The 24969-nt window shown below is 54.6% G+C and carries 18 protein-coding genes; 12 read left to right on the top strand and 6 right to left on the bottom strand.

All coding sequences use genetic code 11. The features are described from left to right. The first annotated feature begins 42 nt into the window (after positions 1 to 42). The 8 genes from F822_RS10270 to F822_RS10310 all read left to right on the top strand — a co-directional run bounded on the left by F822_RS10270 (position 43) and on the right by F822_RS10310 (position 8796). On the top strand, positions 43 to 1047 hold the full coding sequence (locus F822_RS10270; protein ID WP_197272813.1) for a DUF2325 domain-containing protein: 1005 nt from the start codon (positions 43 to 45) through the stop codon (positions 1045 to 1047). Positions 1048 to 1177: 130 nt separating this feature from the next. Beyond that, entirely contained in the window at positions 1178 to 2179 is a 1002-nt protein-coding gene (locus F822_RS10275; RefSeq protein ID WP_025041706.1) for a multicopper oxidase domain-containing protein, read from the top strand. A gap of 79 nt (positions 2180 to 2258) precedes the next feature. After that, positions 2259 to 2918: a hypothetical protein gene (locus tag F822_RS10280; protein WP_025041705.1), complete on the top strand. Its 660-nt coding sequence runs from the start codon at positions 2259 to 2261 to the stop codon at positions 2916 to 2918. Beyond that, a complete protein-coding gene (locus F822_RS10285; RefSeq protein WP_025041704.1) occupies positions 2915 to 3670 on the top strand; it encodes a PepSY-associated TM helix domain-containing protein in 756 nt (251 codons plus the stop codon). The genes F822_RS10280 and F822_RS10285 overlap by 4 nt, the downstream gene beginning before the upstream one ends. A gap of 160 nt (positions 3671 to 3830) precedes the next feature. Beyond that, the gene (locus F822_RS10290) at positions 3831 to 6071 is read left to right on the top strand and encodes a TonB-dependent receptor (RefSeq protein ID WP_025041703.1); all 2241 of its coding nucleotides are present in this window, start codon (positions 3831 to 3833) and stop codon (positions 6069 to 6071) included. Positions 6072 to 6836: 765 nt separating this feature from the next. Then, entirely contained in the window at positions 6837 to 7412 is a 576-nt protein-coding gene (locus F822_RS10300; RefSeq protein WP_025041701.1) for an acyl-homoserine-lactone synthase, read from the top strand. After that, positions 7409 to 7873, top strand: coding sequence for a hypothetical protein (locus F822_RS10305; protein WP_025041700.1), 465 nt, complete (start codon positions 7409 to 7411; stop codon positions 7871 to 7873). The genes F822_RS10300 and F822_RS10305 overlap by 4 nt, the downstream gene beginning before the upstream one ends. Before the next feature lie 680 nt (positions 7874 to 8553). Then, the gene (locus F822_RS10310) at positions 8554 to 8796 is read left to right on the top strand and encodes a hypothetical protein (RefSeq protein WP_025041699.1); all 243 of its coding nucleotides are present in this window, start codon (positions 8554 to 8556) and stop codon (positions 8794 to 8796) included. A gap of 131 nt (positions 8797 to 8927) precedes the next feature. Here the strand turns inward: F822_RS10310 and F822_RS10315 are convergent, their stop codons facing one another. Continuing rightward, entirely contained in the window at positions 8928 to 9404 is a 477-nt protein-coding gene (locus F822_RS10315; RefSeq protein WP_025041698.1) for a ferritin-like domain-containing protein, read from the bottom strand. Between the two features lie 133 nt (positions 9405 to 9537). Continuing rightward, positions 9538 to 10140, bottom strand: a complete 603-nt coding sequence (locus F822_RS10320; RefSeq protein WP_025041697.1) for a peroxiredoxin — start codon at positions 10138 to 10140, stop codon at positions 9538 to 9540. A 605-nt stretch (positions 10141 to 10745) separates the two neighbouring features. Here F822_RS10320 and F822_RS10330 point away from each other — a divergent pair. Further along, positions 10746 to 11960: a hypothetical protein gene (locus tag F822_RS10330; protein ID WP_025041695.1), complete on the top strand. Its 1215-nt coding sequence runs from the start codon at positions 10746 to 10748 to the stop codon at positions 11958 to 11960. A gap of 97 nt (positions 11961 to 12057) precedes the next feature. On the opposite strand, the gene F822_RS10335 is transcribed toward F822_RS10330, so the two are convergent. The 4 genes from F822_RS10335 to F822_RS10350 all read right to left on the bottom strand — a co-directional run bounded on the left by F822_RS10335 (position 12058) and on the right by F822_RS10350 (position 16838). Next, positions 12058 to 13080, bottom strand: coding sequence for a glycosyltransferase family 2 protein (locus F822_RS10335; protein ID WP_025041694.1), 1023 nt, complete (start codon positions 13078 to 13080; stop codon positions 12058 to 12060). A gap of 679 nt (positions 13081 to 13759) precedes the next feature. Next, positions 13760 to 14620: a tyrosinase family protein gene (locus F822_RS10340; protein ID WP_025041693.1), complete on the bottom strand. Its 861-nt coding sequence runs from the start codon at positions 14618 to 14620 to the stop codon at positions 13760 to 13762. 73 nt (positions 14621 to 14693) lie between these two features. Next, complete coding sequence (locus F822_RS10345) at positions 14694 to 15068, bottom strand: hypothetical protein (RefSeq protein ID WP_025041692.1); 375 nt, start codon at positions 15066 to 15068, stop codon at positions 14694 to 14696. Between the two features lie 222 nt (positions 15069 to 15290). Then, on the bottom strand, positions 15291 to 16838 hold the full coding sequence (locus tag F822_RS10350; RefSeq protein ID WP_025041691.1) for a bifunctional ADP-dependent NAD(P)H-hydrate dehydratase/NAD(P)H-hydrate epimerase: 1548 nt from the start codon (positions 16836 to 16838) through the stop codon (positions 15291 to 15293). Between the two features lie 425 nt (positions 16839 to 17263). Here F822_RS10350 and purL point away from each other — a divergent pair, with 425 nt between their 5' ends. The 3 genes from purL to F822_RS10365 all read left to right on the top strand — a co-directional run bounded on the left by purL (position 17264) and on the right by F822_RS10365 (position 24715). Further along, a complete protein-coding gene (purL, locus tag F822_RS10355; RefSeq protein WP_025041690.1) occupies positions 17264 to 21298 on the top strand; it encodes a phosphoribosylformylglycinamidine synthase in 4035 nt (1344 codons plus the stop codon). 91 nt (positions 21299 to 21389) lie between these two features. After that, entirely contained in the window at positions 21390 to 22628 is a 1239-nt protein-coding gene (locus tag F822_RS10360) for a ChaN family lipoprotein (RefSeq protein ID WP_025041689.1), read from the top strand. Further along, on the top strand, positions 22625 to 24715 hold the full coding sequence (locus tag F822_RS10365) for a M1 family metallopeptidase (RefSeq protein ID WP_231623480.1): 2091 nt from the start codon (positions 22625 to 22627) through the stop codon (positions 24713 to 24715). Before F822_RS10360 ends, F822_RS10365 begins: the two co-directional genes overlap by 4 nt. Positions 24716 to 24969 lie beyond the last annotated feature (254 nt).

Raw genomic sequence — 24969 nt, forward strand, 5'->3', positions numbered from 1 at the left:
GCAAGCCAGCATTTTTTTATAACCTGTCACGGAGCGCGGGCTGTGAAGCAGCTAAAGACAACCAGGACAACCAGGACAACCGGTTCAGCGACCTTGAGCGTTACCGCCCCCATGATTGCAGAAGCACCCCGCCCCGACGTGATTCTACTTGCTTGCCTCCATGCCGTTGAAGACTTGAGCGCCCACTTGTTATCCGGCCTGCGGCAAGCAGCCGTTAGCGGGGCCGGCCGTGCCAATCCGCACAACGCCGATGATTCTTTTGCCCGTCATTTACTGGCATTGCTGGAAAAGAAATTCGATCAGGTCGTCAAGTCGTTTTCGTTTCTCGGGATCAATCGCAGCACCTTCTTTTTACAGCATACCGGACTCGCCAGTACCGTGCGCCACGGACGAGCTTCGAATAAGCCATTGTTTTTGCCGGCAGAGGACCCAATAACCGCATCGAAGCTGGCTGGCAATCACCAAGCATTGTTGTCACGCATCGATCTGCTTGAGCGCAAGCTAGCCGATGCGGAAATTCCGGTCCCACCAGAAACAGATTGGGTTCCGCTGGTCAAGGTCTCCGCCGCGCCTGGGACGCCTGCGGCCCCCAGGGCGTCACAGCATCCTGGCAGTGCATCTACCGCAGAACCGGCAGGGGGCTGCGATAGTCTTGATGCGAAACAAGCCGGCGCGCATGCTGGTTTCGATCTTGCAGGGCGTCGCGTCCTGTGCGTGGGTGGTCGCGCCGCACTCTACCCGGAATATCATCGCATGGTAGAGGCTTCAGGCGGCAGGTTACTCATCTATCGTAGAGGTCCGCTTTACGGCGGAGATCATCTTCCTGCGTTGCTCGACCATGCCGATCTAGTGGTTTGCCCGGTCGATTGCGTAAACCACTACACCTATTTTACTGTGAAGCGCTACTGTAAGTATTCGGGCAAGCCCTGCGTATTGCTCGACCGTTCAGGCTTGCCTACTTTTCGCAAAGGTGTGGCAACGCTGGCTGCATTAGCTGCGGCACCCGTCGGGTGCGACAGCCCTGTTCAATCCACTTCCATCGTTTAATAAAGTTTCCCATGACAGAGATACATATGATTCGCGTGCGCAGCCACGGCAGAGGCGCGTGGGCGGACGCCAAGCGGAGGAGGCCCGCCGGTTCACTATTCATGGCTGCTTCATGGTCCCGGAGAAGCACATGAGTGTTGGTTATAAAGGCAGGATTATGGCACTGGCGATTTTTATTATTGCCTTCTGTATGTGGATTCCGGCCCAGGCAGCACAGGCGGCAGTGAGAGAGTACTGGGTAGCGGCGGAGCAAACTTCCTGGAACTACGCGCCATCCGGGCAAAACCTGCTCAAGCCGGATGCCGGGCTCGGGGTATGGGGTACAACGTTGACATACCCTAAATATCGCTATATCGGTTATACAGACAAAACTTATAGCAAACCGCTGCCACAGCCCACATGGATGGGAATTCTGGGGCCGGAGATTCGAGCCGTGGTGGGAGATACCCTCAAAGTTCATTTCCTGAATAAAACCGACCGGCCGCTTTCCATGCATCCGCACGGACTGTTTTACGATAAATCCAGCGAAGGCGCGGATGGCTCAGGTATGGGGGCGGCCGTTCCCCCCGGTAAATCATTTACCTATACCTGGGTGGTGGACGCAGACGCAGGGCCCGGCCCGGCAGACCCTTCATCGGTCGTCTGGCTTTACCACTCTCATGTCATGGAAGATGAAGAAGCAAACCTTGGTCTCATCGGCACTATTATCGTCACGCGGCAGGGCATGGCGCGTTCCGCCGCCGATCCGGCGCCGCGTGACGTGGATCAGGAATTCACGACCCTGTTCATGATCTTCAATGAAGAGAACGGGGAAGAAAGCGGCATGAAGCATACGATCAACGGCCGTATTTTCGGTAATCTGCATGGCTATGAAACAAGTCTGGGAAAGCGCGTCCGCTGGCATGTCGTCGCGCTCGGCAATGAAACTGACAATCATACCGTGCACTGGCATGGGCAGACGGTGCTTGACCATGGACGCCGCACCGATGTGGTCGAGGTGCTGCCCGCCAGCATGACCTCGGTCGACATGACGCCGCGTTCGGCTGGCAACTGGCTGCTGCATTGCCATGTAGACGACCATATGATGGCGGGGATGTCCACGCGTTGGCGCGTCTTGCCTGAAACAAAGTAAAGCCACTCGAAATAGTCTTGAAATAGCCTGGAAATAGTTTAGCTCACCTCGGTATATACAAAAAAAAGGAAAAAATATCATGAAGATTGCAGTCATTATTCCCGTTGCCGCTGTCACCATCTTGGGCGGCCTGCTTAGCTTTAATGTTGCGGCGCACGCATTGTGGCTCGAAAGCGACAAGGGCGAAACTGCAGCCTCGAAGCTTTATTTCGGCGAATACGCCGAAGATCGGCGCGAAGCCTCACCCGGCAAGCTCGACAACATTGTTCAACCGACAGTGGCTGTGATCGATGCGAACGGTACTGAAAAGTCTGTCGAAGCCAGCCGCCAGAATAATTATTTTGCGATACCCGGCGGTGGAGCGACGGTGCTGGTACAAGCGCTCAAACAACCCATACGCGAGCCGCAGGGTGAAAACCCTGCCCCGGTGCAAAGAAGGTTTCTCTATGCGCGGCTGGGCAACGGCGGCAGTTTGCCGCTCGATATACATAGCAGCGACAACCTGCTGCGTTTGAGCTTCCAGGGGAAGCCCGTCCCGAAGGCGGAGGTTATCATTATTGCACCCAATGGCTGGGAAAAGCATTTGCATACGAACGAGAAAGGAGAGGTTCCGCTTACCGTGCTGGAACCCGGCCTCTATGTGGTCGAGGCGAAGCATGAGTTGATCAATCCGGGCAATTTCGAAGGCAAGGCATACGCCGTCGAGAGCCACAAGGTTACGTTTAGCATTTACAGATGAGTACGCTGCAATCCGACGCACCGGTCACTGTAACTACGCCTGCAACCACGCAAAGCGCGGCCGGGGCAAGCGCAATGCCACGCCCGGTTACCGAGCCGCGCGGTTACCTGTTTTTATCGCAGGGTATGAAGCGGGGCCGTTTTCTTGTCTGGCTGCGCCGAACGCACGCCTGGATGGGGTTATGGGGAGCGGTACTCGGCCTGATATTCGGCACTTCCGGTATTCTGTTGAATCATCGTAGCGAGATGAAAATCCCCCTTGCCGCGCAGCACGAAACTCACCAGACGCTCACACCGCCGGTGGGTAGCTTGCAATCGGCGGAAGCGCTGGAAGCCTGGCTGCGCGTGAAATTTAAAATGCCCCACGCCAAATCGCGTATCGTGAAAAAACCCGGCGGTCCGGTTCCCTGGGGCGGCGGCCAGATAAACCAACCCGAAAATTGGCGCGTCACCCTTACCACGCCCAACCTCAGCCTTAATGCGGAATACTGGCAAGGCGACATGGAAACACGCGTCGAGCAGAAAGAAGCCAACGCCTGGGCAACACTGGCCAATTTTCACAAGGGAACCGGCATGTCCAATGTGTGGATATTGCTCACCGATACGCTGGCCTGCGGTTTGCTGGTTCTCGCGATAACCGGCACCTTGCTGTGGAGCCGTCTGCATGGTCCACGGTTGATGGCGGCGGGGTTGATCGGCACGGTATTTACCTCTGCAGTCGTTCTTATGCTCACTACGTTATCGCTGTCATGAAATCATCTTTTTTTACATCGCCAATCAGCAAGGGTTGAGGCGAAACACTGCCCATATAAATCCATAATTCCCTTGCTTCCGCAGGGCAACAAATCCCATAGCCAGCCAACGCCATTGTCGCTTGTAGCCAGCCAATAATTAAAATATAACAGAGCGATCAATGAAAAAACTGTCCCAGTTCGAATTCCGGCGCGTCCATGTGGCCTTGTTGCTGGCGTGGGTACTTATACCATCGCATGCGGTAGCCCAGGAAGGCATCGACAATCCGGAAAAAAACGTCAACCCCGAAAAAACCGAGAAAAAAGCGGAGTTGCCGGAAATCAAGATTACTACCGGCCGGGTCCGCCCCGGCACGATTGAGGATGTGGCGACGACCGGAAGCAAGACGGACACGCCGTCGCGCGATATTCCCGCAAGCATTGCCGTCGTGCCAGCCGCGCTGTTGCGCGAGCAGGGCGTGATCGACATGAATGACGCCATGCGCAACGTCAGCAGTGTGCAGCCTCTGATGGGGGGCGGCTATGGGTTTGCCAATAACTTTACGTCACGTGGCTTGGCGCTGAGCTTTTTTCGTGACAACATGCCTGACGGAACCGCGCCGCAAAACGGTTATTACCGCACCATGTACGATGTCGAGCGTATCGAGGTGTTGAAAGGCCCGGGTTCTGCGCTGTTTGGCGTCGCCGGCCCCGGCGGCAGCATCAACATGATTACCAAACAGCCGCAAAGGACGCCCAGTATGACTGCGGGAACCATGATCGGCAGCTTCGGCACCTATAACGGATTCGTGGACCTGACAGGGCCCGTGGGGGACCGCGTTGCCGGACGCGTCATTTCGGATATAGAGCATGCCGACGGTTTCCGCGGACTCGAGCGGAATATCTACGAAGTATCCCCTAGTTTCATCTGGCGACTGGCGGACGATAAAACGCTCCTGATAGACTACGACCATCGCGACATACATATCAAACCGGATAATTACGGTACCGTTTTTGATGGTAATTCCCAGCTATCCGTCTCTCGCAACAACCGCTATTACAGCCCGTTCAACCGGACCAGCAATATAATCAATCGCATCAGCGCCGTCCATAACTGGACAATATCCGATAACCTGACCATGCGTACGGCATTCTCATACGATGCCCGGACACTGGATATGATTCGAAATGGAGGGGGGAATCAGGCTTGTGGAAGTGTGAAGAATTCGCTTTGTGATATACCCGGACCCGGCGTGATTACTGGACGCGATGCGCGCCATCAACTCGATAATTCGGCGTTCGCCACCTTTCAGAATGAATTCATCTGGAAAACAAGTACGGGACCAGTAAAGCATACCTTCCTGGGCGGGTTCGAATACAAGAATACCGACATTGCCACCGCCCGTTCCGATTTTAAACTTGGCAACCTCAATCTATTCAATCCGGTCGACCTGCAAACTTCACTAAACTCGCCTGGGGTTTCAGGACCTACGCTCATGTTCGACCGCAGGATCAATAGTGATCAAACCTCTTTTTATGCGCAGGATCAGATCGATTTGAGCGAGCAATTCAAGCTGCGTCTCGGCATTCGAAATGATCTGGTCCAGTGGAGCGACAAGGGTCTTCAATATAATACGGTTTCGAAGACTCCTCAATATCGTGAAATAGTACAGACTAAATCGATAACTACCTACTCGACAGGTGGCGTCTATCAACCCACCAAGAATCTGGCTTTTTACGCAGGCTATAGCACGGGGGCTTTCGTCAACCTGACGACCGAGGCCCAGGCAGTATCGAATGCGCCGGAAACCTCGGATCAGATAGAAGTGGGGGCGAAAACCATGCTGCTGGATGGCAGGGCAGACGTGAACGTGGCGCTGTTTCAAAGCAGCCGCAACAATTATTTCATCACTCTGCCAGGTAGCGGTGCTAACGCAACGCCGGATGGAAAAGATCGATCGCGGGGTGTGGAAGTGACCATGAGCCTGCGTCCGATTGACGGCTTGAGCATCATAGGTAACGGGGTGTGGATGGATCCGGAAACACAGGCACGCAATGTGGCAACCAATGCTGTTCTTGGCATATCGAGAAGTGTTTTCGGCGGCCGCCCAGTAGGCGTTGCTACCAATATGGCCAGTTTGTGGAACAGCTACCAGATTCAAAGCGGGATTGCGCGGGGCGTAACATTGGGCTTTGGCGTGACCTATAAAGGCAACAGTTATGCCGACACTTTAAACCTGCTGAAGGTGCCGTCTTACGTCGTGTATGATGCGGCCATTTCTTATCGTATCAAACAGGTGGAACTCGCGGTCAACGTAAAAAACCTGACCAATAAGACCTATTATACCAATCCCACGTTTGCGGGCGCCTTGCCTGGCAATCCCCTCAGCGCCTTCGGTAGCATCCGTTTCAACTTTAATTGAACGCTTTCATGAATTGAAGTTAAACCATACGGAGTAGTTAAACCTGCGCAAGACCCGGAAATAGCCCGACTGGACTGTAACCCAACGGTAGGGCGTCAATAAGCGCAGCGCATTGCGCCGCATGAAGACGCCCATCAATTCCGGGTCAACCAATATGAGAGTCCACGCGATACGTAACTATTGCCACCATCATCCCGGCTGGCATGCGTTCAGCACAGATTCCTTCATCAAAAATTGCTGCGCTGTTACGGTAACGATCTCCCGACAGAAAACTTGACGGAGCTCTTTGCAAGGCGCAATGCGCTGCAATTATTGCGCCTTGCACCTTGCTGCTCACACCTCTGTTTTGCCGGTTTCCCCAAAAAACGCTCACTCGCGTCTTCGTTTTCCTCGCCTTTTTCAAGTGTTTTCCAAAGCCGACATCGACCATCATCGCGTCCGTGCAGGTTTCATTGCAAAATTTTCATAACGGCATCGAACCCAGGCGAAAATCTGAAACATCACAGCAATACAATTGCCGAAAGGCACCTTATCCAAGCTCGTTTTTACCACTAATTCTCCCGAAAAAGCCCCTCGAATAAAGGTCTGTGCTAACGCCGCAAACCCGCTACAACTAACGGTTACAGCGGGTATTTCTTCCTTTCGCCTGTAAGATTCTACAGCTATTCTAGGTTTGGGTTCCGTTGTTTCATAGCACCGTCATCAACCAAACGACGGGTGAAAACAATGGGACAGATAATGCTTGCGCAACACGGAAACGGCTCAATGGACCAACGGGCAGTGGCGGGAATGTATCGGCTGAGGCATGAGGTTTTTCATGAGCGGCTGGGCTGGGAAGTCACCGACGATAACGGCATGGAGCATGATGAGTTCGATCATGCCAATCCGGTGTATGTCCTGGCGAAAGGAGATGAAGATGAGGTGCTGGGTTGCTGGCGTTTGCTTCCGACCATGGGGCCCAACATGTTGAAGGATACTTTCCCTCAGCTATTGCACGGACAGCCGGCACCGCAGCAAGCCGATGTGTGGGAATTAAGCCGATTCGCCGTGACGGTACCGAAATACGAAAGCGCGGGCTTCGGCTTCAGCGAGATCCCCGTAAAGATGATGCAGACGCTATTCCGTTTTGCCCGGCACAACGGCATCAAGCGTTACGTAACCGTGACTACCGTCGCGGTCGAGAGGTTGATACGCAAGCTTGGCGTTAATGTCTCAAGAATAGGGCCGCCTATCAAGATCGGTCGGGTTTTGACGGTGGCTTGTTATATCGAGATCGATGCGATCACGGAGTTTTCCTTGTTCGGCACACTTCCAGAGCATGCACAAAGGGAGGCAGCATGAATATTCTGCTGATGGGGGAAAAGCAGGATACCCGTCGAATTCTGCAACTATTGCTTGAGAAGTCAAAACACAGGCTCGAGCGGAAATCGCTGGAAAGCTTCCCCGAGCCGGATCTGGGCGCATACGATATGGTCCTTGTCGATGGGGCGGTGCAGGATTGCACCCAACAGGTGACTCTGCTGCAATGGATACGGGAAGCGAGACGGCGCTACCCGCATCTGCCGGTGGCGGTGATGAATAACGTGGGGTCTGACGTAGCGCCCAACGTGGCGTCTGATCGATATAAGGCGAGCCGCGAACCCTTGCATACCTGTGGTGTTTTCGAGTCCGGCAATGGGGTGTTGAATATGCGTTGCCGCCTCCAGGAAATCGCATTGGGAGAAACTGCCGCACTGATGCGGGATGAATGCGAGCGGCCAATGCTGGAGCCGATAACATTCGAATATTCGGGACGGGGATAAAATATCGACCGGCAGGTGGGCCGAGCAGGAACAATTTTCTGCCCCCGGTTTTTATATCAATTATTCAACCGCTCAGCTATCGACAGCAGGCCAGGGTACTGAAGTAAGTCGCAAGTTCCGTTGTTTTTTCAAACCTGGATAAAGCTTCATCGTAACGTCATCTATTTCGGGTAACCTGAACATTCTGATCAGTTCGCAAATCATCTTGAGCAGCGCTGTTTATCACAGGAGGCACCATGTATCCCTTATTACCCGCGTTAGTGAAGCTGTTATCGACAGAAGCAGAGAACACACAGACTGGCGCCGGCCCTGCTCGGTAAAGACGCGCCATACCAGGGCGCAGAAACTTTAGCGCCGACCCAATCATTGCAATGTTTGACAGCCTCGGCACCGCAGGCGAAAGCCACGCCGACCTTCGCGGATCATCGGTTAATGTCCAGGATGACCTGGGAGGTTCTCCCAGATTGGACCGACGCGGTTATCTCGCCACATCAAAAGTCAAAATCCGGAAAAAACGTTTTGGCTGAGTAAAAATGATACGACTTCATGTCAATCAGTGCCAGGAATGGCGGGAAAAAATTCCTTGTGAACCCTTCAAGAATTTCTCCACCATCATCGGGCTCCTCAGTTGAAGTTGGCAGTTAAAATTTTGGCATCCTGGGTACACCCGGATCAGGCACATGGGTATATATAAAAGGTACCGAACGATTACCCGGGCTAAAGGGACGGGCCTGGGTTCAGCCGAAGCGGCCTTGCAGTCGGCCGAATCCGGCGATACACCTGATACCAGTCCTCTGGCCGCACTTCGTGAGTTGCTGGAATCCCATCTATCCGGCGATATTCCGAGTGAGGAGGAAAGTGAGATTGACTTGATGATTCAGTTAAGCGGCATGGTGGATAGCAGTACGGGGAATAGCGAGTAATTCCATTTCTTTTTTTGCCGATTCGATTTGAGCGAAGGAAGATTGCATTCACGCTGGCTGATTCGTCCAGCGTGAAAATTACCCTGCCATGCCCCCTCTCTTGCTTTGGAGAAGGAGGTCCCGATTGCCGTTTATGGCTGCTGCGATCCGCTCTGGGGCGCCTCATAAACCCCGGTTCTGCCGGTTCTGCGCAGCATCTTGTTGACCTGATCCGCATGCATCTCTTCCTCGACGATGAGGCCCCTTGCATAATCCTCCAATAGCACCGATTTGCCCTGTGTCACCTCCAGCAACTGGTAATAGGCGGCGCATGCCTCCTTTTCATTAGCCAGGGATTCCCTGAGGATATCGCCGATGTCGTGGTGATGTGTCTCGAGCAGAGGCCCGATCGAAAGTGACGGATATCCGCCCAGCAGCGTAACAAGTTCGCCGGCCTTATGCGCGTGCAGCAATCCTTCCTCGGCCTGCTCCTTGAGCCATGCGACGACAGGAATGCGGTTGTAGCCATAGACCATCAATGAATAGTGCGTGTAACGTACCACCCCGGCGAGTTCCAGTTCCATGATCTTGTTCAGCAATGCGATCGCCTTGTCTTTATCGAAGTCCATGAGTTTCTCCTTTGGGATTGCAAGAATCGGCAGGGTGGTGGCTACGTCTATCCCATAACCGGCAGCACAGCGGGGCTATTCATTTTCGCAGCATCTCCTTGCCGTATAGTGTTGTGCAACACATCACGATGCTTCACAGCGCCGAGCCGTGAGCACCTAAATATTCTGCTACCCCCTCAGGGCTCGGCTTCATGCCAGGATCTCCAGTTTTCCATCCGGCGGGGCAGACTTCGCCGTGGCTTTCATGGAACTGCAATGCATCTACCATGCGCAGCATTTCATCCACGTCGCGCCCAAGCGGCAGATCGTTGACGACCTGGTGGCGCACGACACCACTTTTATCGATCAGGAAGGAGGCTCGCAGCGCAACGTGATCCGGATGGCTGATGCCATACGCGTGCATGACATCGCCGCCCACATCGGCTACCAGGGTGATGCCCACAGGACCGATGCCACCCTTGTCCACCGTGGTATTGCGCCAGGCATAATGAGTGAATTGGGAGTCAACGGATACGCCGATCACTTCTACGTTGCGTTTGCGGAACTCTTCCGCCCGATGTGAGTGAGCAATAATCTCCGAAGGGCAGACAAAAGTGAAATCGAGCGGATAGAAAAACAGCACGGCGTATTTGCCGGAAATTTCCGTATGGAAATTGAAAGTATCATTGAACGTACCATCCGGCAGGACAGCGGGCTTGGTAAAGTCGGGCGCGAGATGGGTTACGAGTACTGACATTGAGATTCTCCTTTTTGGTTGATGGAATCGAAGCGTTTTCATCAAATGCGCTTCGGGCGTTGCATATCCTCGTCGGCATTTTTAATTTTTACATTGCACCATTTACTATTATAGACTGCATGTCAATGGTTCCTCTGTGCGCCGCACCTCACAGCTCCAAATCTCTGCAGGTAGGTTGGGCTCCGCCCGACATTGTTTTTTCGATTGTCGGGCGGAGCCCGACCTACCCATTTCGCGCGAGCCTGTATGCTCTGTATGAAGCACTTTTCCACTACACTGTGTTATGCATCGCGACCTTTCTTTTTTATTCCGGGTGAGGCCGCTACGGGGAATCGCACGGTTTTTGCAGCACATGGCTGCGTTGCGACTCCCTGGAGGAATGGAACGGTACCCTGAAGGGTCGCCCGAGGAACCTGCGAAGCTTGGGTAGGATTGGCGGAGCGTAGCGCAACCCATCAAGACTACGCAACACGACACATTAACCGCAACCGAATATCAGCGATGTTGCCTTGGCAGGGCGTGAGCATAACCAGATGATGAGTTGCACCACGCTCCGCCAATCCTGCTGAAAACCGTACAGGAGCATAAAATTAAAAAATCCATTCGTGAAAAAACATAGCCTGAAAGTCTCCCTTTCCGAGACGCGCTCGCGTGGTAGTGTCAAGCGAACGGTGAAATTTGATGATAAGGAGATCTGGTGGGATATTTCAGGAGACGATTCCATACTTCCCCCAAGGTTGACTGTGCACGATATAGCAGCTACCGGGTTGGTGTTTTTTGCCATGCATCACGGGAAGCACCTGCATATTGATGGCCCGGTAAGCGCATCGCTACTGGAAAACCTGGAAGACCTGGTCGTTTCCTGGGTCAATTGGCGTCCTGACCTGTACCAGCGTATAAGCATCAGCGCAGCGGAGGAAGTACGCACTCCCTATGATCCGTCCTCGTTTGTTATCAGCGGCCAGGCAGTTGCTGCGTTTTCAGGAGGGCTCGACGCCTCGTTTACGGCATGGAGGCATGTCTCCGGAAAAGTCGGGCGTAGAAACAAAAAACTGATTGCGGGTGTTCTGATCCATGGTTTCGATATACCGCTCGACGCGCATCAGGCATTTGAGACGACCTATAAAACTGCTGCGGAGTCGTTAAGGTCTTTAGGTGTTCCCCTCGCTGTCATAAAAACCAACTGGAGAGCTCAAACCTCCATGAACTGGAATTTAGAGTTTGGGGCAGGCGTTTCCACATGTTTGCGGCATTGGCAAGGAATGGCCGGCACAGCGCTGCTGGGTTCGGATGATGATTACAGACTGATCACTCTTCCGTGGGGAGGCAATCCGATTGTCTATGCCATGCTGTCAAGCAGCGATTTCAAAGTGGTCTGTGATGGGGCGGAATTCTCCCGGACGGAAAAGGCGGAAGGTATTACTGACTGGCCGACAGGTTTGCGCAATCTTCGCGTTTGCTGGCAAGGGCCATTGACCGGCAAGAACTGCGGTATCTGCGAAAAGTGCTTGCGCACCAAAATGAATTTTCTCGCGGTGGGCGCGCCTTTGCCTGAATCATTGTCTTGCCCGCCCACTGTTTGGCAGATTCTTCGAATTCGAACGAGGAGAGTCTCCCAACTTCCCCCCCTGAAGGAAATTATCGAGATGGGCTCGGAAAGGAAAATAGCCGGCATATGGCTTGCCGCTCTCAAGGTCTCCCTTTTGAAAAATAAGCTTTCGATGCGCTTTTCTTCATTGGTTCATTTAAATGAACTTAAATCCCGTTTCAGGAAATTATACAAAAAACGTAATCGGAATGTGCAGATCGACAAGTCCTGACAATTATGGCTTGCCACCACCATCAGCTGCTGCGCAAATCAACAGGTCCGGTTCCACCATAGGCTTGCATCGTTATCCCCGATTCCGCAATAGAGGTCTAATTGAGGTCCTGTTCTTTAGCAATTTGCACGGAACGCGTCGATCGATTGAAATCTATCTTCCGGTGATTTGCCGATTGACTGGAAGAATCATCGTTTTCGCCGATAACCCCGTCTTTCCGGCCCTTGGCGATGCTATCGAAGGAAATCATGGGCCTTGAAAAACATATCTCCATCCGCAATTCGCTATAACCCTCTTTCCGTAGCTCATCAAGACTTCTTTCATAAGGCGGATGCAACGTGTCGCTATATTGAGCCGCAATTCCAGCCATCATTTCGTTCGTAAGGCTGGTGTCTTCCATGATTTGATGAATTTCATCCCAATGAGAACCTATTTTGCCATTACGATCGCGGCCCATGTGCCGGTATGACTTCACTCCGTTCAGAATTTTTTTCTGGAGTTGGCGTTTTGTTCTTATCGGCAGGTGATAAATGGGAAAACTTTTTCTTGCGGGAAATTTCACTTTCGAAGAGTTGGTTCCTATGAAGAACGCATGATTACCCTGTACGACAAAATAGTCGCTCGATGGAATGAGGCTGGGTTGGAACGCGATCTTGCGATGGCGCGAAGGCTTGGGCGGTTTCAGAAAAAATTGGTTGATCACGCGGCCGCTTTCCATATCCAGCGGTACCAGATTAAGCCATGGCATGAAAATTACCGGGGATGAGCCGAGCTGTGAAAGCTTGCGATCGAACTCCTCCTTTGATTTAAACGGCAAAAACTCGTCTGCATCGAGAAAGAATACCCATCCCGGTGCTTTGTTATTCACAAGATTTTTTGCAGCCCAGGTCATTAATTCGGACTGATAATAGCCGGGTTCGTCGAAGAAATAATATTCGATATTCGGGTGTTTTTCCGACAGGAGTTTTATATATTCTCTCGTGCCATCAGAAGAGAGGTGATCAATAAGGATAATTCGATCGAACAAGGATAAGGCATGTGCGCAAAAAGTTTCGAGGATGCCTTTCTCATCTCTGATCATCGAGATGAGCGTCGTTTTCTTTCGAGCCTGACCTGCCATTCGATTCGCATTTCGGAATATATTCGAAGCCCATAAAATTTTCCAGCGAGCGAATAATTGGGTTCTCACGAAACTTTTCACGAGCGTGGGGATTGAAACAGTATGTTAAACATCCAACTGACCATAAGGGTTGCCAAAAAAAGTCGCTCATTCTAATAGCTGACCATATGACAGTCAAATTTAGAAGAGGTAGGTTATTAACGAAGTAATACGTAAACGTCATTGTGAATGTCAGATATTATCCAGCTTCAGTAAATTTAAGACCTATGCATTGCTACCCAGAAAAGCAATCTGATGCGTAGTAATCGAATGAATTTATTGATGATTTTACATATAGCCATTTTTCGCCATCCACGCTTGCGTGAGGACCGGATCAGGTTTGGTGAGGGAATTTATGGTGTGTGTTTCCTGGTCTGGAAATGACGCTATCATCCATTAGACAAAAAACCGGTATCTGATCGTTTACCCTTGACCCTGCACGGCGCGTTGAGCATTAATCGGTAATGCGGGAAGTTCGCAAGACCAGGAATGCTCCCCCTCAAGCCCATCCATCAAACCGTCGATGTGGAAGCGATATCGGGTGCACTGAAAGGTTTGTGCGCAGCAAATGGCGCGGAAGTTCCTGGCAGCAATGAATGGATGTTGATTTGGCGTACACGGCGATGCATGCCGCGTACTATCACGCGTAGCTGTACCCTAGCATGTGCGGGTCAAGAGCCTGTCGAACCGTCCACGACTGCGTCCACGGCGATGGCGCGTTCGATGCGTTGAACACAAGAGTGGAATTCAGGTCTCGGCCTGGGGTGCCGCTGGCAGGAGTATATGGCGGTATCGTCGGATGCTGTTGCTTCCATCGCTCCCAGAGCATATCCAGGAACGCGTGGTGCAGAAAGAAGACAGGATCGTTTGGAGAACTCGCGTCGGCCATGTTTCCGCCGACCCACCGATGGACGGGATTGTGCAGCACGCCCTCCGAAACACTTTCGAAGCCGGAAGGTCCAGGCCAATACGGCGTCTTGGCTACGCACGCCGAGATGTCGCTGGAGGTTGGCAACCAGGCGGTTGAATCCTCCCCGAACTCGCGTCGGAGTCCCGGATCTCCAGAGGGATCATCCCATACGCGCACCGGGAATTTGCCGGTAGTAAAGGCGAATGGGCCGATCGTGACACGGCCTCCCTGAGCTTCGTCGCCATCCCCTCCCAGGAAGTCAGGCGTAAACGGATTGCTCGTGCTGGAATAATTCCAGTCCCAATAGGGCAGCATGATCGAAGAATCGTTGGCGGCGGCCTGAAGAGCGAGTTCGAACTGCCGAAGCAGAATACGATGCCACGGATAAAAGAGTGAGCTACCATGGGGCATCGGCTCGAACATTGCCGGTCCGGTCATCGCATTCTTGTGTACTTCCACGAAGTCGTCATACCGCTTCTGTACCCCTGGATGCAGGACGCTATCGACGCTATTCTTCAACGCCAGCACAGCGTTGACAAACGCTGTTTTTTGCGCTGGGCTCAGGTCCCGATGATTGTGGCGGATGTCCATACAGTTGTCTCCAGGGCTGAAGCACGTCTGATTACGTCGGGGAGTCAGAGCGCGCTGGCCGCTGCCAGCCGCGCTAGAGCGGCACTATTACACTTTGTGCCGTACCATGCATTACGAAGGTTTGCCAGGTTGTGGGTCGATGCGGCACCGAGTCGGGTCCGCTGAATTCTTCACGGATGGCGACGGTCGTGAAGTCGGCTGTCTGTCCTCGCGCAACTTCGATATTCGGCAGAAAAAAAGCGAAAATCGTGCCCCCTGTGTCAACCGACCTTGCCAGCGGAACCGAGACAAGTGAACCAAGCGCTGTTTGATCGGTGGTAATTTCGCTTGTCTTGAAATCCCGGGAAACCGATCCCTCTTTATAGGTGAGCGCTATCAAGCCGGGCGTGATGCCGACCGTATACTTGACCTCGATATGATGCCCCTTCAGTAAAAATTGATTTGCCATGATAGCCTCCTGATTACGCGTTACGGTCGGTTACCGCCAGTTTTGGAAATATCCCGGTTGCGCCGTCGTTCAGGCGCAGCCCCCGCTGACTGATGCGGGCGATCAGGCTGCTTTATGTGTAGTCTGAAGGGATATGTTCGTACGATATACTCGGTATTCCGACGTTCTTCCGTGGGCTACCGAACGTAAGCGATTTATCCGGAAATTCGTCCGATAGAAGTGCTATGGCAGCACTCCGCCGTCATAGATCCATTGATTAACCAGGGTCCGGGCGGCATTCGGGATTTCCGACGCGATCATCCCCATCGGGCCGCCATGTTGTTTCTGCAATGCGTCCGCTGCAGCGCCATGCAGATAGACCGAGAGCAATAAGGAATTTTCCGGACTGAGTCCCTGTGCCAGAAAAGCGCCGGCAATGCCGGACAATACGTCCCCCGTACCCGCGCTGCTTAAACCCGGATTTCCGGTGGCGTTGATGTACCGTTTGCCGCCGGGTTCGGCGCAAATGCTGCCGGCACCTTTCAGCACGGCGCAGCAATTGAAACGGGTTGCAAGATTTGCCACCGCGGTCATGCGGTCGTTTTGAATTGCTGAGATATCGGTATTCAGCAGGCGTGCGGCTTCAGCAGGGTGAGGCGTAAGAATGGAAGAGGCCTTGCGTGCTTTGCGTGCCTTGAGCAGGCCGGCAATTCTGGAATCGGTTGCGATGATGTTTAAAGCATCGGCATCCAGCACGAGCGGCAAGTCTGATTCCAGCGCGCAGCTCAACCAGAAGCTGGCGTCTGGTTCCCTGCCCAGCCCGGGGCCGACAACCATGCAGTTCAGGTTATCGAGTTTGAATAAATCATGGGGAGGACGCAACATCAATTCAGGCTGTGCAGGATCTACACCGAGCGCGTTGCCGGCAATCAACCCGAGATAGACGCGGCCTGCGCCCAGCTTCAGCGCCGAGATTCCTGCCAGAAGTACCGCTCCGACCATTCCGGCTGAGCCGCCGATGATGCCGATGCTGCCGAACATGCCTTTATGGCTATTCGAGGGACGGGGTGGCGGCAATAATTGTTGTACATACGCCTGATTCATCATCCATGAGCTGGGCTCTTTCAGCGATGAAACATCCAGACCGAGATCGCGTACAAATATTTCCCCGCAATACTCGGGGCCATGCCCGGTCAGAAGACCGGCTTTGAGGCTGATGAACGTAACGGTTATGGCGGCCCTGATGGCGGCACCATGCACCGTGCCGGTATCGCTGCCCAGGCCGCTGGGAATGTCGAGTGAGAGCACCGGCAGATTCATGCCGTTGACCGCCTCGACAAGGTCGAGATATCTGGCCGCCAGGTTTCGCCCATCCCCATGATCGAGACCAATGCCGAACAAGCCGTCTATTACGACATCCCACGTTTCATTTTCAGGGATTTCAGAGAGCACCTCGCCGCTCGCGGCGAGCCAGGCGTTCAATGCCTGTTTCGCATCGTCCGAAAGATTCTTGCGCTCACCGGTAAACACCAGTGTGACCTTGTACCACCATCCATGCAAATGGCGGGCCACGACGAAGGCATCGCCACCATTGTTGCCCGGGCCGGCGAGCACCAGCGCTCTCGTTTTGCCGGCGGTCAGAAGTTTCTCTCGCGCAATTTCGGCTGCGGCCAAACCGGCTTTCTCCATGAGTTGGGGCCACCCGGGTAAAGCGGCCGCAAGTTGCTCGATCTCCCGGATCTCGGCGGCGAGATAAACGGCGCTGGAATTATCATGTTTTGGTGGGTTCATGGTATCGACTGTCCAGGTATCTATAAACCTGATCCCGTCATTACATGACGTTTCAGGAAATTTGATTCTTGTGTATCAGCTTGCATAATGAATTGCAAAGCTGCGCAATATTTTCCTTGAGGACACCTTATGGCAGCAAGCCAGTCCTTAAAAGAGTAAGCACCCCTTTTTAAACCCAGATAATCCGTTAGGACGCGAGATGATGGCGAGGCAGGTTGCGAGACAGTTTTGCCGGTTGGGAGAAGTCCATAGCATGGTCTATGGACGCCGAGCAAGCGGCGAAAATGGCCGCAAACTGACCGCCAACACTCGGGTAGGCTCGCAGAGCCGCCTAATGAATTATCTGGGTTAAAGCTTCCCCAGCTACGGGCAGTCTGCCTTCTCGTGTAAAATGACCGTCTCAATTTATCGGTTCAGGTTATCGAATGCTTCGACTTCGCGGTGGTAGCGCACTTTCCCCGTTCCGCCTGGAAAAACTGGCGGCAACCCTTAAAATTACCGCTCCGCAAGTTTCCCATATTTATGCAGAATATTGGTACTTTTGCGCAGTGACGCGCGATCTGCGCGAGAATGAAACTGCGGTTCTTCGCAGGCTGCTCAAGTGTTCGTCAGAAAAGATATCCACGACAGAGGTTGGGGCATCACAAACCCAATTGTTCCAAGGCAATTTTCTGCTGGTGGTGCCACGCCCCGGCACCATATCGCCATGGTCGACCAAGGCGACCGATATTGCCCGCCATTGCGGGTTGGAGGCGGTGGAAAGGCTGGAGCGGGGCGTCGTCTTTCATTTCCACACAGTAGATCAGGCAGCGGGCGAGCTTTCCACCCATGCCAAAGGCGCGCTGGCCGCATTGATACACGACCGTATGACTGAGGCGGTGCTGGACTCGCTCGATGCGGCAGAGAGTTTATTCAGGCATTTTGCCCCCGCGCCGCTCCAGTCAGTGGATGTGCTGGCAGGCGGGCAAGCGGCATTGGAAAAGGCCAACGACGAAATGGGGCTCGCGCTTTCACCCGATGAAATCGGTTATTTCGCAGCCTATTTCATGCGCATTGGACGCAATCCCACCGATGTGGAATTGATGATGTTTGCCCAGGCCAATTCGGAGCACTGCCGCCACAAGATTTTCAACGCTGACTGGGTGATAGACGGCAAGCCCGAAACGAGATCGCTATTCTCGATGATTCGCCATACCCACCAGCAGCATCCGCAAGGCACGGTGGTGGCCTATGCCGATAATTCGTCCGTCATACAGGGGGCGAAAATCGCGCGCTTCTATCCCGGCAAGGGTAATGCATATGGTTATGCCGATGAGCAGACACACATCCTGATGAAAGTGGAAACGCATAATCATCCCACTGCTATTTCGCCTTTTTCGGGCGCTGCGACCGGTGTGGGTGGGGAGATCCGCGACGAAGGGGCCACCGGACGCGGTGCCAAACCAAGGGCCGGGCTCAGCGGTTTCTCGGTTTCCAATTTGAATATCCCGGGGTTTATCCAACCTTGGGAAGCGTACACGCAAGCGGGAACGGATCATTCTTACGGCAGGCCAGCGCGGATCGCATCAGCTCTGCAAATCATGCTTGAAGGCCCCATCGGTGGCGCGGCGTTCAATAACGAGTTCGGGCGGCCCAATCTGGCGGGATACTTCCGCACATTCGAGGAATCCGTCGGCGGCGAGATGCGCGGTTACCACAAGCCCATCATGTTGGCCGGAGGCATCGGCCACATTGCCGAGCAGCATTCTTTCAAGGAAAAATTTTCAGCCGGCGCGCTGCTCATTCAACTGGGCGGGCCTGGAATGCTGATCGGCCTTGGTGGAAGTGCGGCCTCCAGCATGGATACAGGAACAAATACCGAGAGTCTCGATTTCGATTCAGTGCAGCGCGGCAATGCGGAAATGGAACGGCGCGCGCAAGAAGTCATCGACAATTGCTGGCAACTGGAAAGACGGGGCGAGCCTAATCCGATTCTTTCGATTCACGACGTTGGCGCGGGCGGTTTATCGAATGCGTTGCCCGAACTGCTGCACGATTCCGGACGGGGCGGTTATTTCAATATACGTGATATTCCGTCGGAAGAGCCGGGCATGTCGCCGATGCAGATTTGGAGTAACGAGGCGCAGGAACGTTATGTGCTTGTGATCAGGCCTGAATCGCTGGAGTCGTTCCGGGCGATTTGCGCGCGGGAACGCTGCCCATTCGCAGTAGTGGGTACCGCAACGGCGCTCGAGCAGCTTGTCGTGGCTGATCCGGCATTCGGCAATCGGCCGGTGGATATGGATCTCTCCGTACTGCTGGGCAAACCGCCAAAAATGACCCGGGAAGCGACACATATCAACAAAACGCTGGCGCCATTTGATGTGGCGGGCCTGGATCTCCGAGAATCGGCATTCCGCGTGCTTCGATTGCCGGCGGTAGCGGACAAGACTTTCCTCATCAGCATCGGCGATCGCAGCGTGGGGGGAATGACTGCGCGTGACCAGATGGTGGGGCCGTGGCAGGTCCCCGTAGCGGATGTGGCGGTGACGTCGATGGGTTACCGCGCCTATCTGGGCGAAGCATTCGCGGTGGGCGAGCGTACGCCGGTGGCGCTGATTGATCCAGCCGCTTCAGCCCGCATGGCGGTAGGCGAAGCCATCACCAATATGGCGGCAGCGCTGATTGAACATATCGGAGAAATCAAGCTTTCCGCCAACTGGATGGCCGCGGCGGGGCATCCTGGCGAAGATGCAGCCCTGTTCGATGCGGTGCGGGCGGTAGGGATGGAATTGTGTCCCCGGTTGGGAATCAGCATTCCGGTGGGCAAAGATTCGATGTCGATGAAGACGGTGTGGGAAGCGGAAGCCGGTCTCGGGGACGCGAAAGTCAAAAAAGAGGTGATTGCGCCCTTGTCGCTGATCGTTTCTGCATTTTCGAGAGTGGCGGATGCGCGCAAAACGCTCACGCCGCAATTGCGCATGGATTGCGGCGAGACCGAACTGATCCTGATCGATCTCGGTGCGGGCAGAAACCGCCTGGGCGGTTCGGCGCTGGCCCAGGTTTATAAACAGGTGGGCAATGATGCGCCGGACATGGCTGGAGTGGAGGGTGCGGAGCGACTCAAAGGGTTCTTCGCCGCCATACAACGCCTGAATCGTGAAAACAGGATAATTGCCTATCACGACCGCTCGGATGGCGGGCTGTTTGTCACATTGTGCGAGATGGCTTTTGCAGGGCGCATGGGTATAACGGTCAATCTGGATCAGTTGTGTTTCGATGCGGCGGCGAACGACATCGATGGCAGCGAATTGAAACCGGAAGCGCTGGGTGGAAGATTCCTGGAGCGCATCATGTCGGTGCTGTTCAACGAGGAATTGGGCGCGGTGATCCAGATAGAGACGGCACAGCGCCAGCATGTGCTGGATATTCTATCGGCGGAAGGTTTGCGCAACCTGAGCTTTATTATCGGTAGCGTCAATGACGGGGATGAAATCCGGTTTCTGCGCAACAACAAGCCGGTATTCTCGGAAAAGCGTGTCGAGTTGCATCGCGCCTGGTCGGAGACGACTTATCGGATGCAGAAGCTACGCGATAACCCCGAGTGCGCTCAACAGGAGTACGATCGCATACTCGATGTCCGTGACCCGGGTTTGCATGCGCGGTTGAGCTTCGATGTCGATAACGACATCGCCGCGCCCTACGTTCACGGCGCCCGACCCCGGATTGCGATTTTACGCGAGCAGGGCGTGAACGGCCACGTCGAAATGGCCGCAGCTTTTGATCGTGCCGGGTTTGATGCGACGGACGTACACATGAGCGATATCATTGCAGGGCGCGTTTCCCTGGGTGATTACAAGGGCTTCGCCGCCTGCGGCGGCTTTTCATATGGCGACGTGCTCGGGGCGGGGGAAGGATGGTCCAGCTCCATCCTGTTCAACGCGCGTGCCCGCGATGAGTTTGAAACTTTTTTCTCGCAGGATGATACCTTTGCGCTGGGCGTATGTAATGGCTGCCAAATGATGAGCAATCTGCATGAAATCATTCCGGGGACTGAGCATTGGCCAAGGTTTGTGACAAATAAATCCGAGCAATTCGAAGCACGTCTGGTCATGGTGGAGGTCCAGCGAAGTCCTTCGCTGTTTTTCGACGGCATGGTGGGGAGCCGGATGCCTGTTGTCGTTGCGCACGGTGAAGGTCGTGCTGAATTCACCGATAAGAATGAAACCTCGTTAATCTCGTCGCTGGTTACGCTGCGTTTCGTGGATAATCACGGAATACCCACCGAGATTTATCCGCTTAATCCCAGTGGTTCTTCTCAAGGTATTACCGGCGTGACGACAGCAGACGGGCGTTTCAGCATACTGATGCCTCACCCGGAGCGTGGCTTTCGTGCTGTCCAGCATTCATGGCATCCCGGTTGGAAAGAGGACGCACCATGGATGCGGATGTTCAGGAATGCACGTAAATGGATGGGGTGAGCCATGAGCATGGCGACGCCCGCGGTGCCGGTGCTTGCTGAGCCGGATAGTTTGGATATGAAAAGGAGGGTTCGATGAAGGAATATCCCGCTTGAAGATCTTTCGGAGTGCTATCTTTGCTCCCTTATCCGCATACGTTGGTCTCGCATTGATTGCCTCCGGCCTCTCCCTTGATATCGTGTCGGCGCAAACGAAAACCGCTGGCAAGGATAATCTGGACTGTGTGCCGGCCGGGAGCTGGATCGTGCCCGGTGACGGGAAAATATCCGGCACCGAAGTCATCAATCGCGCTGCCAGGCGTTCGGTCGTGCTGCTGGGTGAGATGCACGACAACCCCGAGCATCATCGTTGGCAATTACAGACGCTGGCCGCGTTGCATGCGTTGCGGCCGGACATGGTGATCGGATTTGAAATGTTTCCGAGGCGCGTACAGAAGGCGCTGGACCAATGGGTAGCGGGCGAGCTTACCGAATCGCAGTTTCTTGCTGCCTCGGACTGGAATGCCGTCTGGAGCACGGACGCGAATCTCTACCTGCCATTATTCCGTTTTGCACGCATGAACCGAATACCGATGCTGGCACTCAATATCGATACGCGTTTGAGAAAATCGGTTTCGGCGCAAGGTTTCGCCGGCGTGCCGGAGCATGAACGCGAAGGCGTGATGGCTCCCGCCGCACCGAGCACGGCTTATCTCGACTATCTATTGCCGATTTACAGCGAGCACGAGCGTGGCGGCAGGAAGAACGGCGAGGCCAGTCGTGATAATCCGAATTTCCGGCGCTTCGTCGAGAGCCAGCAGCTCTGGGACCGCGCCATGGCTCAAGCGTTGAATTCAGCGGCGAGCCGCACAGAGCGTCCTCTCGTCATCGGGATCATGGGTTCGGGGCATATCAAATACGGTTATGGCGTTCCTCACCAACTGAAAGACCTGGGGGTGACCGATGTTGGCACGTTGCTCCCCTGGAATAGCGGTACCGCTTGCGGACAGATTGCCGTGGGGCTGGCCGATGCGGTATTCGGTGTTGCATTGCCATCGGTGGCATCGCATGAACGTCCACGGCAGCGCCTTGGCATCCGCTTTGAAATGGCACAGGATGGTGGCGCGCGCATACTGCAGGTAGAGAAGGGAAGTATTGCCGAGGCGGCAGGTATTCGCGAGAGCGACGTGATCAGGGAAGCCGCCGGTGTGCCGGTCAAGCAAATGGATGATATTGTCGAAATAGTCAAACGACAGGCCCCGGGAACGTGGCTGCCGCTCAAATTGAAGCGCGGCGGGGATACAATCGAGAGTATCGCCAAGTTTCCGGCGATGCTGAAGGGAGGCGAATGATAAAGTTGATGACAGGGCGGCATAGTTTGAATATCCATGGAAGCATCGTCTGTTTCCTGCTTTCGATTCTGTCGGCGCTTATTTCAAACAGCGCATCCGCTGCATCCGCCACATCCCCCGAGGCGGCCGATGCCGTTGAGATCACCTATGAAATTGAGGTTCGAATAGATCCGGTGGCGCACAGTATCGAGGGTCGCAGCGTCATCATGGCGAATTCGTCGGAAGAACTGACTCTCGTGCTGGGCCGTCGTTTCGGCGTGCTGAGTGCGCAGGTCAATGGCACATCGCTGGGGCCGGCCGCGAGTATGGGAAAAGTCCGGGCCTGGCGGGTTTTCAACGAAAAGGGCCTGCCGCGCCGTATCGAGGTTCGCTGGCGCGGCGAATTGACGCCGCTCGATACTTCGCTCGATCATGCTCAGACGCTGGGGCGGGACGAGCCGGCCAGTAGCGAGGCCGGAACCTTCCTGCCTGATTCAAGCGGCTGGTATCCATACATTGCAGGGAAACTCGCCAGTTATCGCGTCAGCATCAAGCTTCCTCCCGGGCAACGGGCGATTGTTCCAGGCCGCCTGGTGGAAGAGTCCGAATCGGCCGACGGATACCGTGCACATTTTGAGTTTCTGGCACCGACCGGCGGTATCGACCTCATGGCCGGCCCCTATAGCGTCGAAACGCGTACGATGAGCGGCGCCGGCGGCAAGCCCATCCAGTTGCGGACCTATTTCCACCCGCAGCTCGCAGACCTTGCACTTGGATATCTCGATTCGGTAAAGGGCTATATCGATCTCTACGAATCCTGGATCGGCGAGTATCCATTTACCGAATTCAGTGTCGTCTCCAGCCCTACGCCGACAGGCTTCGGCATGCCGACGCTCACCTATCTTGGGACGGAGGTGCTGCGGCTTCCATTCATTCGTTACACGTCGCTCGGCCACGAGGTGCTGCATAACTGGTGGGGAAACGGCGTCTACCCCGACTACGCACACGGCAACTGGTCAGAGGGGCTGACCACCTTCATGGCGGATTACGCGTATAAAGAGCGTGAAAATCCCGAAGCCGCGCTGGACATGCGGCGCGGATGGCTACGTGATTTCGCCGCGCTGTCATCCGGGCAGGACGCGCCGCTCAGCACATTCACCTCGCGTACGCATGGGGCGACCCAGATAGTTGGTTACAATAAATCGGCAATGGTCTTCCTCATGCTGCGCGATATGCTCGGGCGCGAAACTTTCGATCGTGCTCTCCAGGCATTCTGGCAGGAGCAACGCTTCCACATCGCATCATGGATGGATTTGCAGCGCGCGTTCGAGGTAGCATCGGGGAAGGATCTGAGTATTTTCTTCGACCAGTGGCTCACCCGTGGAGGGGCGCCGGTTATCCGCATTGCGGAAGCAGGGCGCGCAAAGCCCGGCTCGGCGGCTGCCGGACATCATCGTGTCAAGGTGACGCTCGAGCAAGCGGAACCTGCATACCGGTTAAGTGTACCTGTCGCGGTCCGTACCGCCGGGGGCGAGGAATTTCACACGCTTGACCTTGATAAGACGCGTCAGGTATTCATGCTTGACGTTGGCGCCCAACCGCTGCAGGTGACGCTCGATCCGGATTTACGGTTGTTCCGGCGCTTGATGCCCGATGAGGCTCCGCCGATCCTGCGGCAGGTGATGGTGGACCGGACAGCTGCTACCATTCTGCTTCCTGAAAGCGGGGATGCGCACAGCACTGCCGGAACGCTGGCGGAAAAACTTCAACACCGCACCCCAATACTGGCTTCGGGCACGGAGACGCCACCAGCGGTGCCGACGCTGGTGATCGGCCTCGAAGAGCAGGTGGATGCCTGGCTTGCAAGACATCGATTGCCTGCGCGGCCTGACATCGTGCGCGACAAAGGTTCGGCGCAAGCCTGGACGGTGAGCCGTCCCGATGGCGTGACACTCGCGGTGATATCCGCGCGGGACATCGCCTCTCTCGCTGCGCTAACGCGGCCGCTACCGCACTATGGTCGCCAGAGCTATGTAATATTCAATGGTTCGAAGGTGATCGGACGCGGTGCATGGCCAACACGCGCGCCGATGGTAAAGCTCGACTAATAGCCGCTAGCGGCACGCTATACGTTGTTTCCGGCTGTACTGTCTGCTGCACTGCGGCCGGGATATCTGTGTTGCAAACGCGGATTAGCGATTCACATCCCGTTCCCGCATTCACCCCCGTTACCTTCCAAATGCGAAGTCCTTCAATTGAGACTGTAATAGAGTCGAGGCAGAAAACAGCCATTGCGATGATGTGACTGGCCACAGAGGCAGGTATTCATTTTGAGCGTGGATGTTTCAGTGAAACTTGACTA

The organism is Nitrosospira briensis C-128 (assembly GCF_000619905.2).
GTDB classification, from domain to species: domain Bacteria; phylum Pseudomonadota; class Gammaproteobacteria; order Burkholderiales; family Nitrosomonadaceae; genus Nitrosospira; species Nitrosospira briensis.

What these genes read in the sequence shown, in the direction of transcription:
- F822_RS10275 (WP_025041706.1), top strand. Translation starts at nt 1,178, where the DNA reads ATGAGTGTTGGTTATAAAGGCAGGATTATGGCACTGGCGATTTTTATT.
- F822_RS10280 (WP_025041705.1), top strand. Translation starts at nt 2,259, where the DNA reads ATGAAGATTGCAGTCATTATTCCCGTTGCCGCTGTCACCATCTTGGGC.
- F822_RS10285 (WP_025041704.1), top strand. Translation starts at nt 2,915, where the DNA reads ATGAGTACGCTGCAATCCGACGCACCGGTCACTGTAACTACGCCTGCA.
- F822_RS10290 (WP_025041703.1), top strand. Translation starts at nt 3,831, where the DNA reads ATGAAAAAACTGTCCCAGTTCGAATTCCGGCGCGTCCATGTGGCCTTG.
- F822_RS10300 (WP_025041701.1), top strand. Translation starts at nt 6,837, where the DNA reads ATGGACCAACGGGCAGTGGCGGGAATGTATCGGCTGAGGCATGAGGTT.
- F822_RS10305 (WP_025041700.1), top strand. Translation starts at nt 7,409, where the DNA reads ATGAATATTCTGCTGATGGGGGAAAAGCAGGATACCCGTCGAATTCTG.
- F822_RS10310 (WP_025041699.1), top strand. Translation starts at nt 8,554, where the DNA reads ATGGGTATATATAAAAGGTACCGAACGATTACCCGGGCTAAAGGGACG.
- F822_RS10315 (WP_025041698.1), bottom strand. Translation starts at nt 9,404, where the DNA reads ATGGACTTCGATAAAGACAAGGCGATCGCATTGCTGAACAAGATCATG.
- F822_RS10320 (WP_025041697.1), bottom strand. Translation starts at nt 10,140, where the DNA reads ATGTCAGTACTCGTAACCCATCTCGCGCCCGACTTTACCAAGCCCGCT.
- F822_RS10335 (WP_025041694.1), bottom strand. Translation starts at nt 13,080, where the DNA reads ATGGCAGGTCAGGCTCGAAAGAAAACGACGCTCATCTCGATGATCAGA.
- F822_RS10340 (WP_025041693.1), bottom strand. Translation starts at nt 14,620, where the DNA reads ATGGACATCCGCCACAATCATCGGGACCTGAGCCCAGCGCAAAAAACA.
- F822_RS10345 (WP_025041692.1), bottom strand. Translation starts at nt 15,068, where the DNA reads ATGGCAAATCAATTTTTACTGAAGGGGCATCATATCGAGGTCAAGTAT.
- F822_RS10350 (WP_025041691.1), bottom strand. Translation starts at nt 16,838, where the DNA reads ATGAACCCACCAAAACATGATAATTCCAGCGCCGTTTATCTCGCCGCC.
- purL (WP_025041690.1), top strand. Translation starts at nt 17,264, where the DNA reads ATGCTTCGACTTCGCGGTGGTAGCGCACTTTCCCCGTTCCGCCTGGAA.
- F822_RS10365 (WP_231623480.1), top strand. Translation starts at nt 22,625, where the DNA reads ATGATAAAGTTGATGACAGGGCGGCATAGTTTGAATATCCATGGAAGC.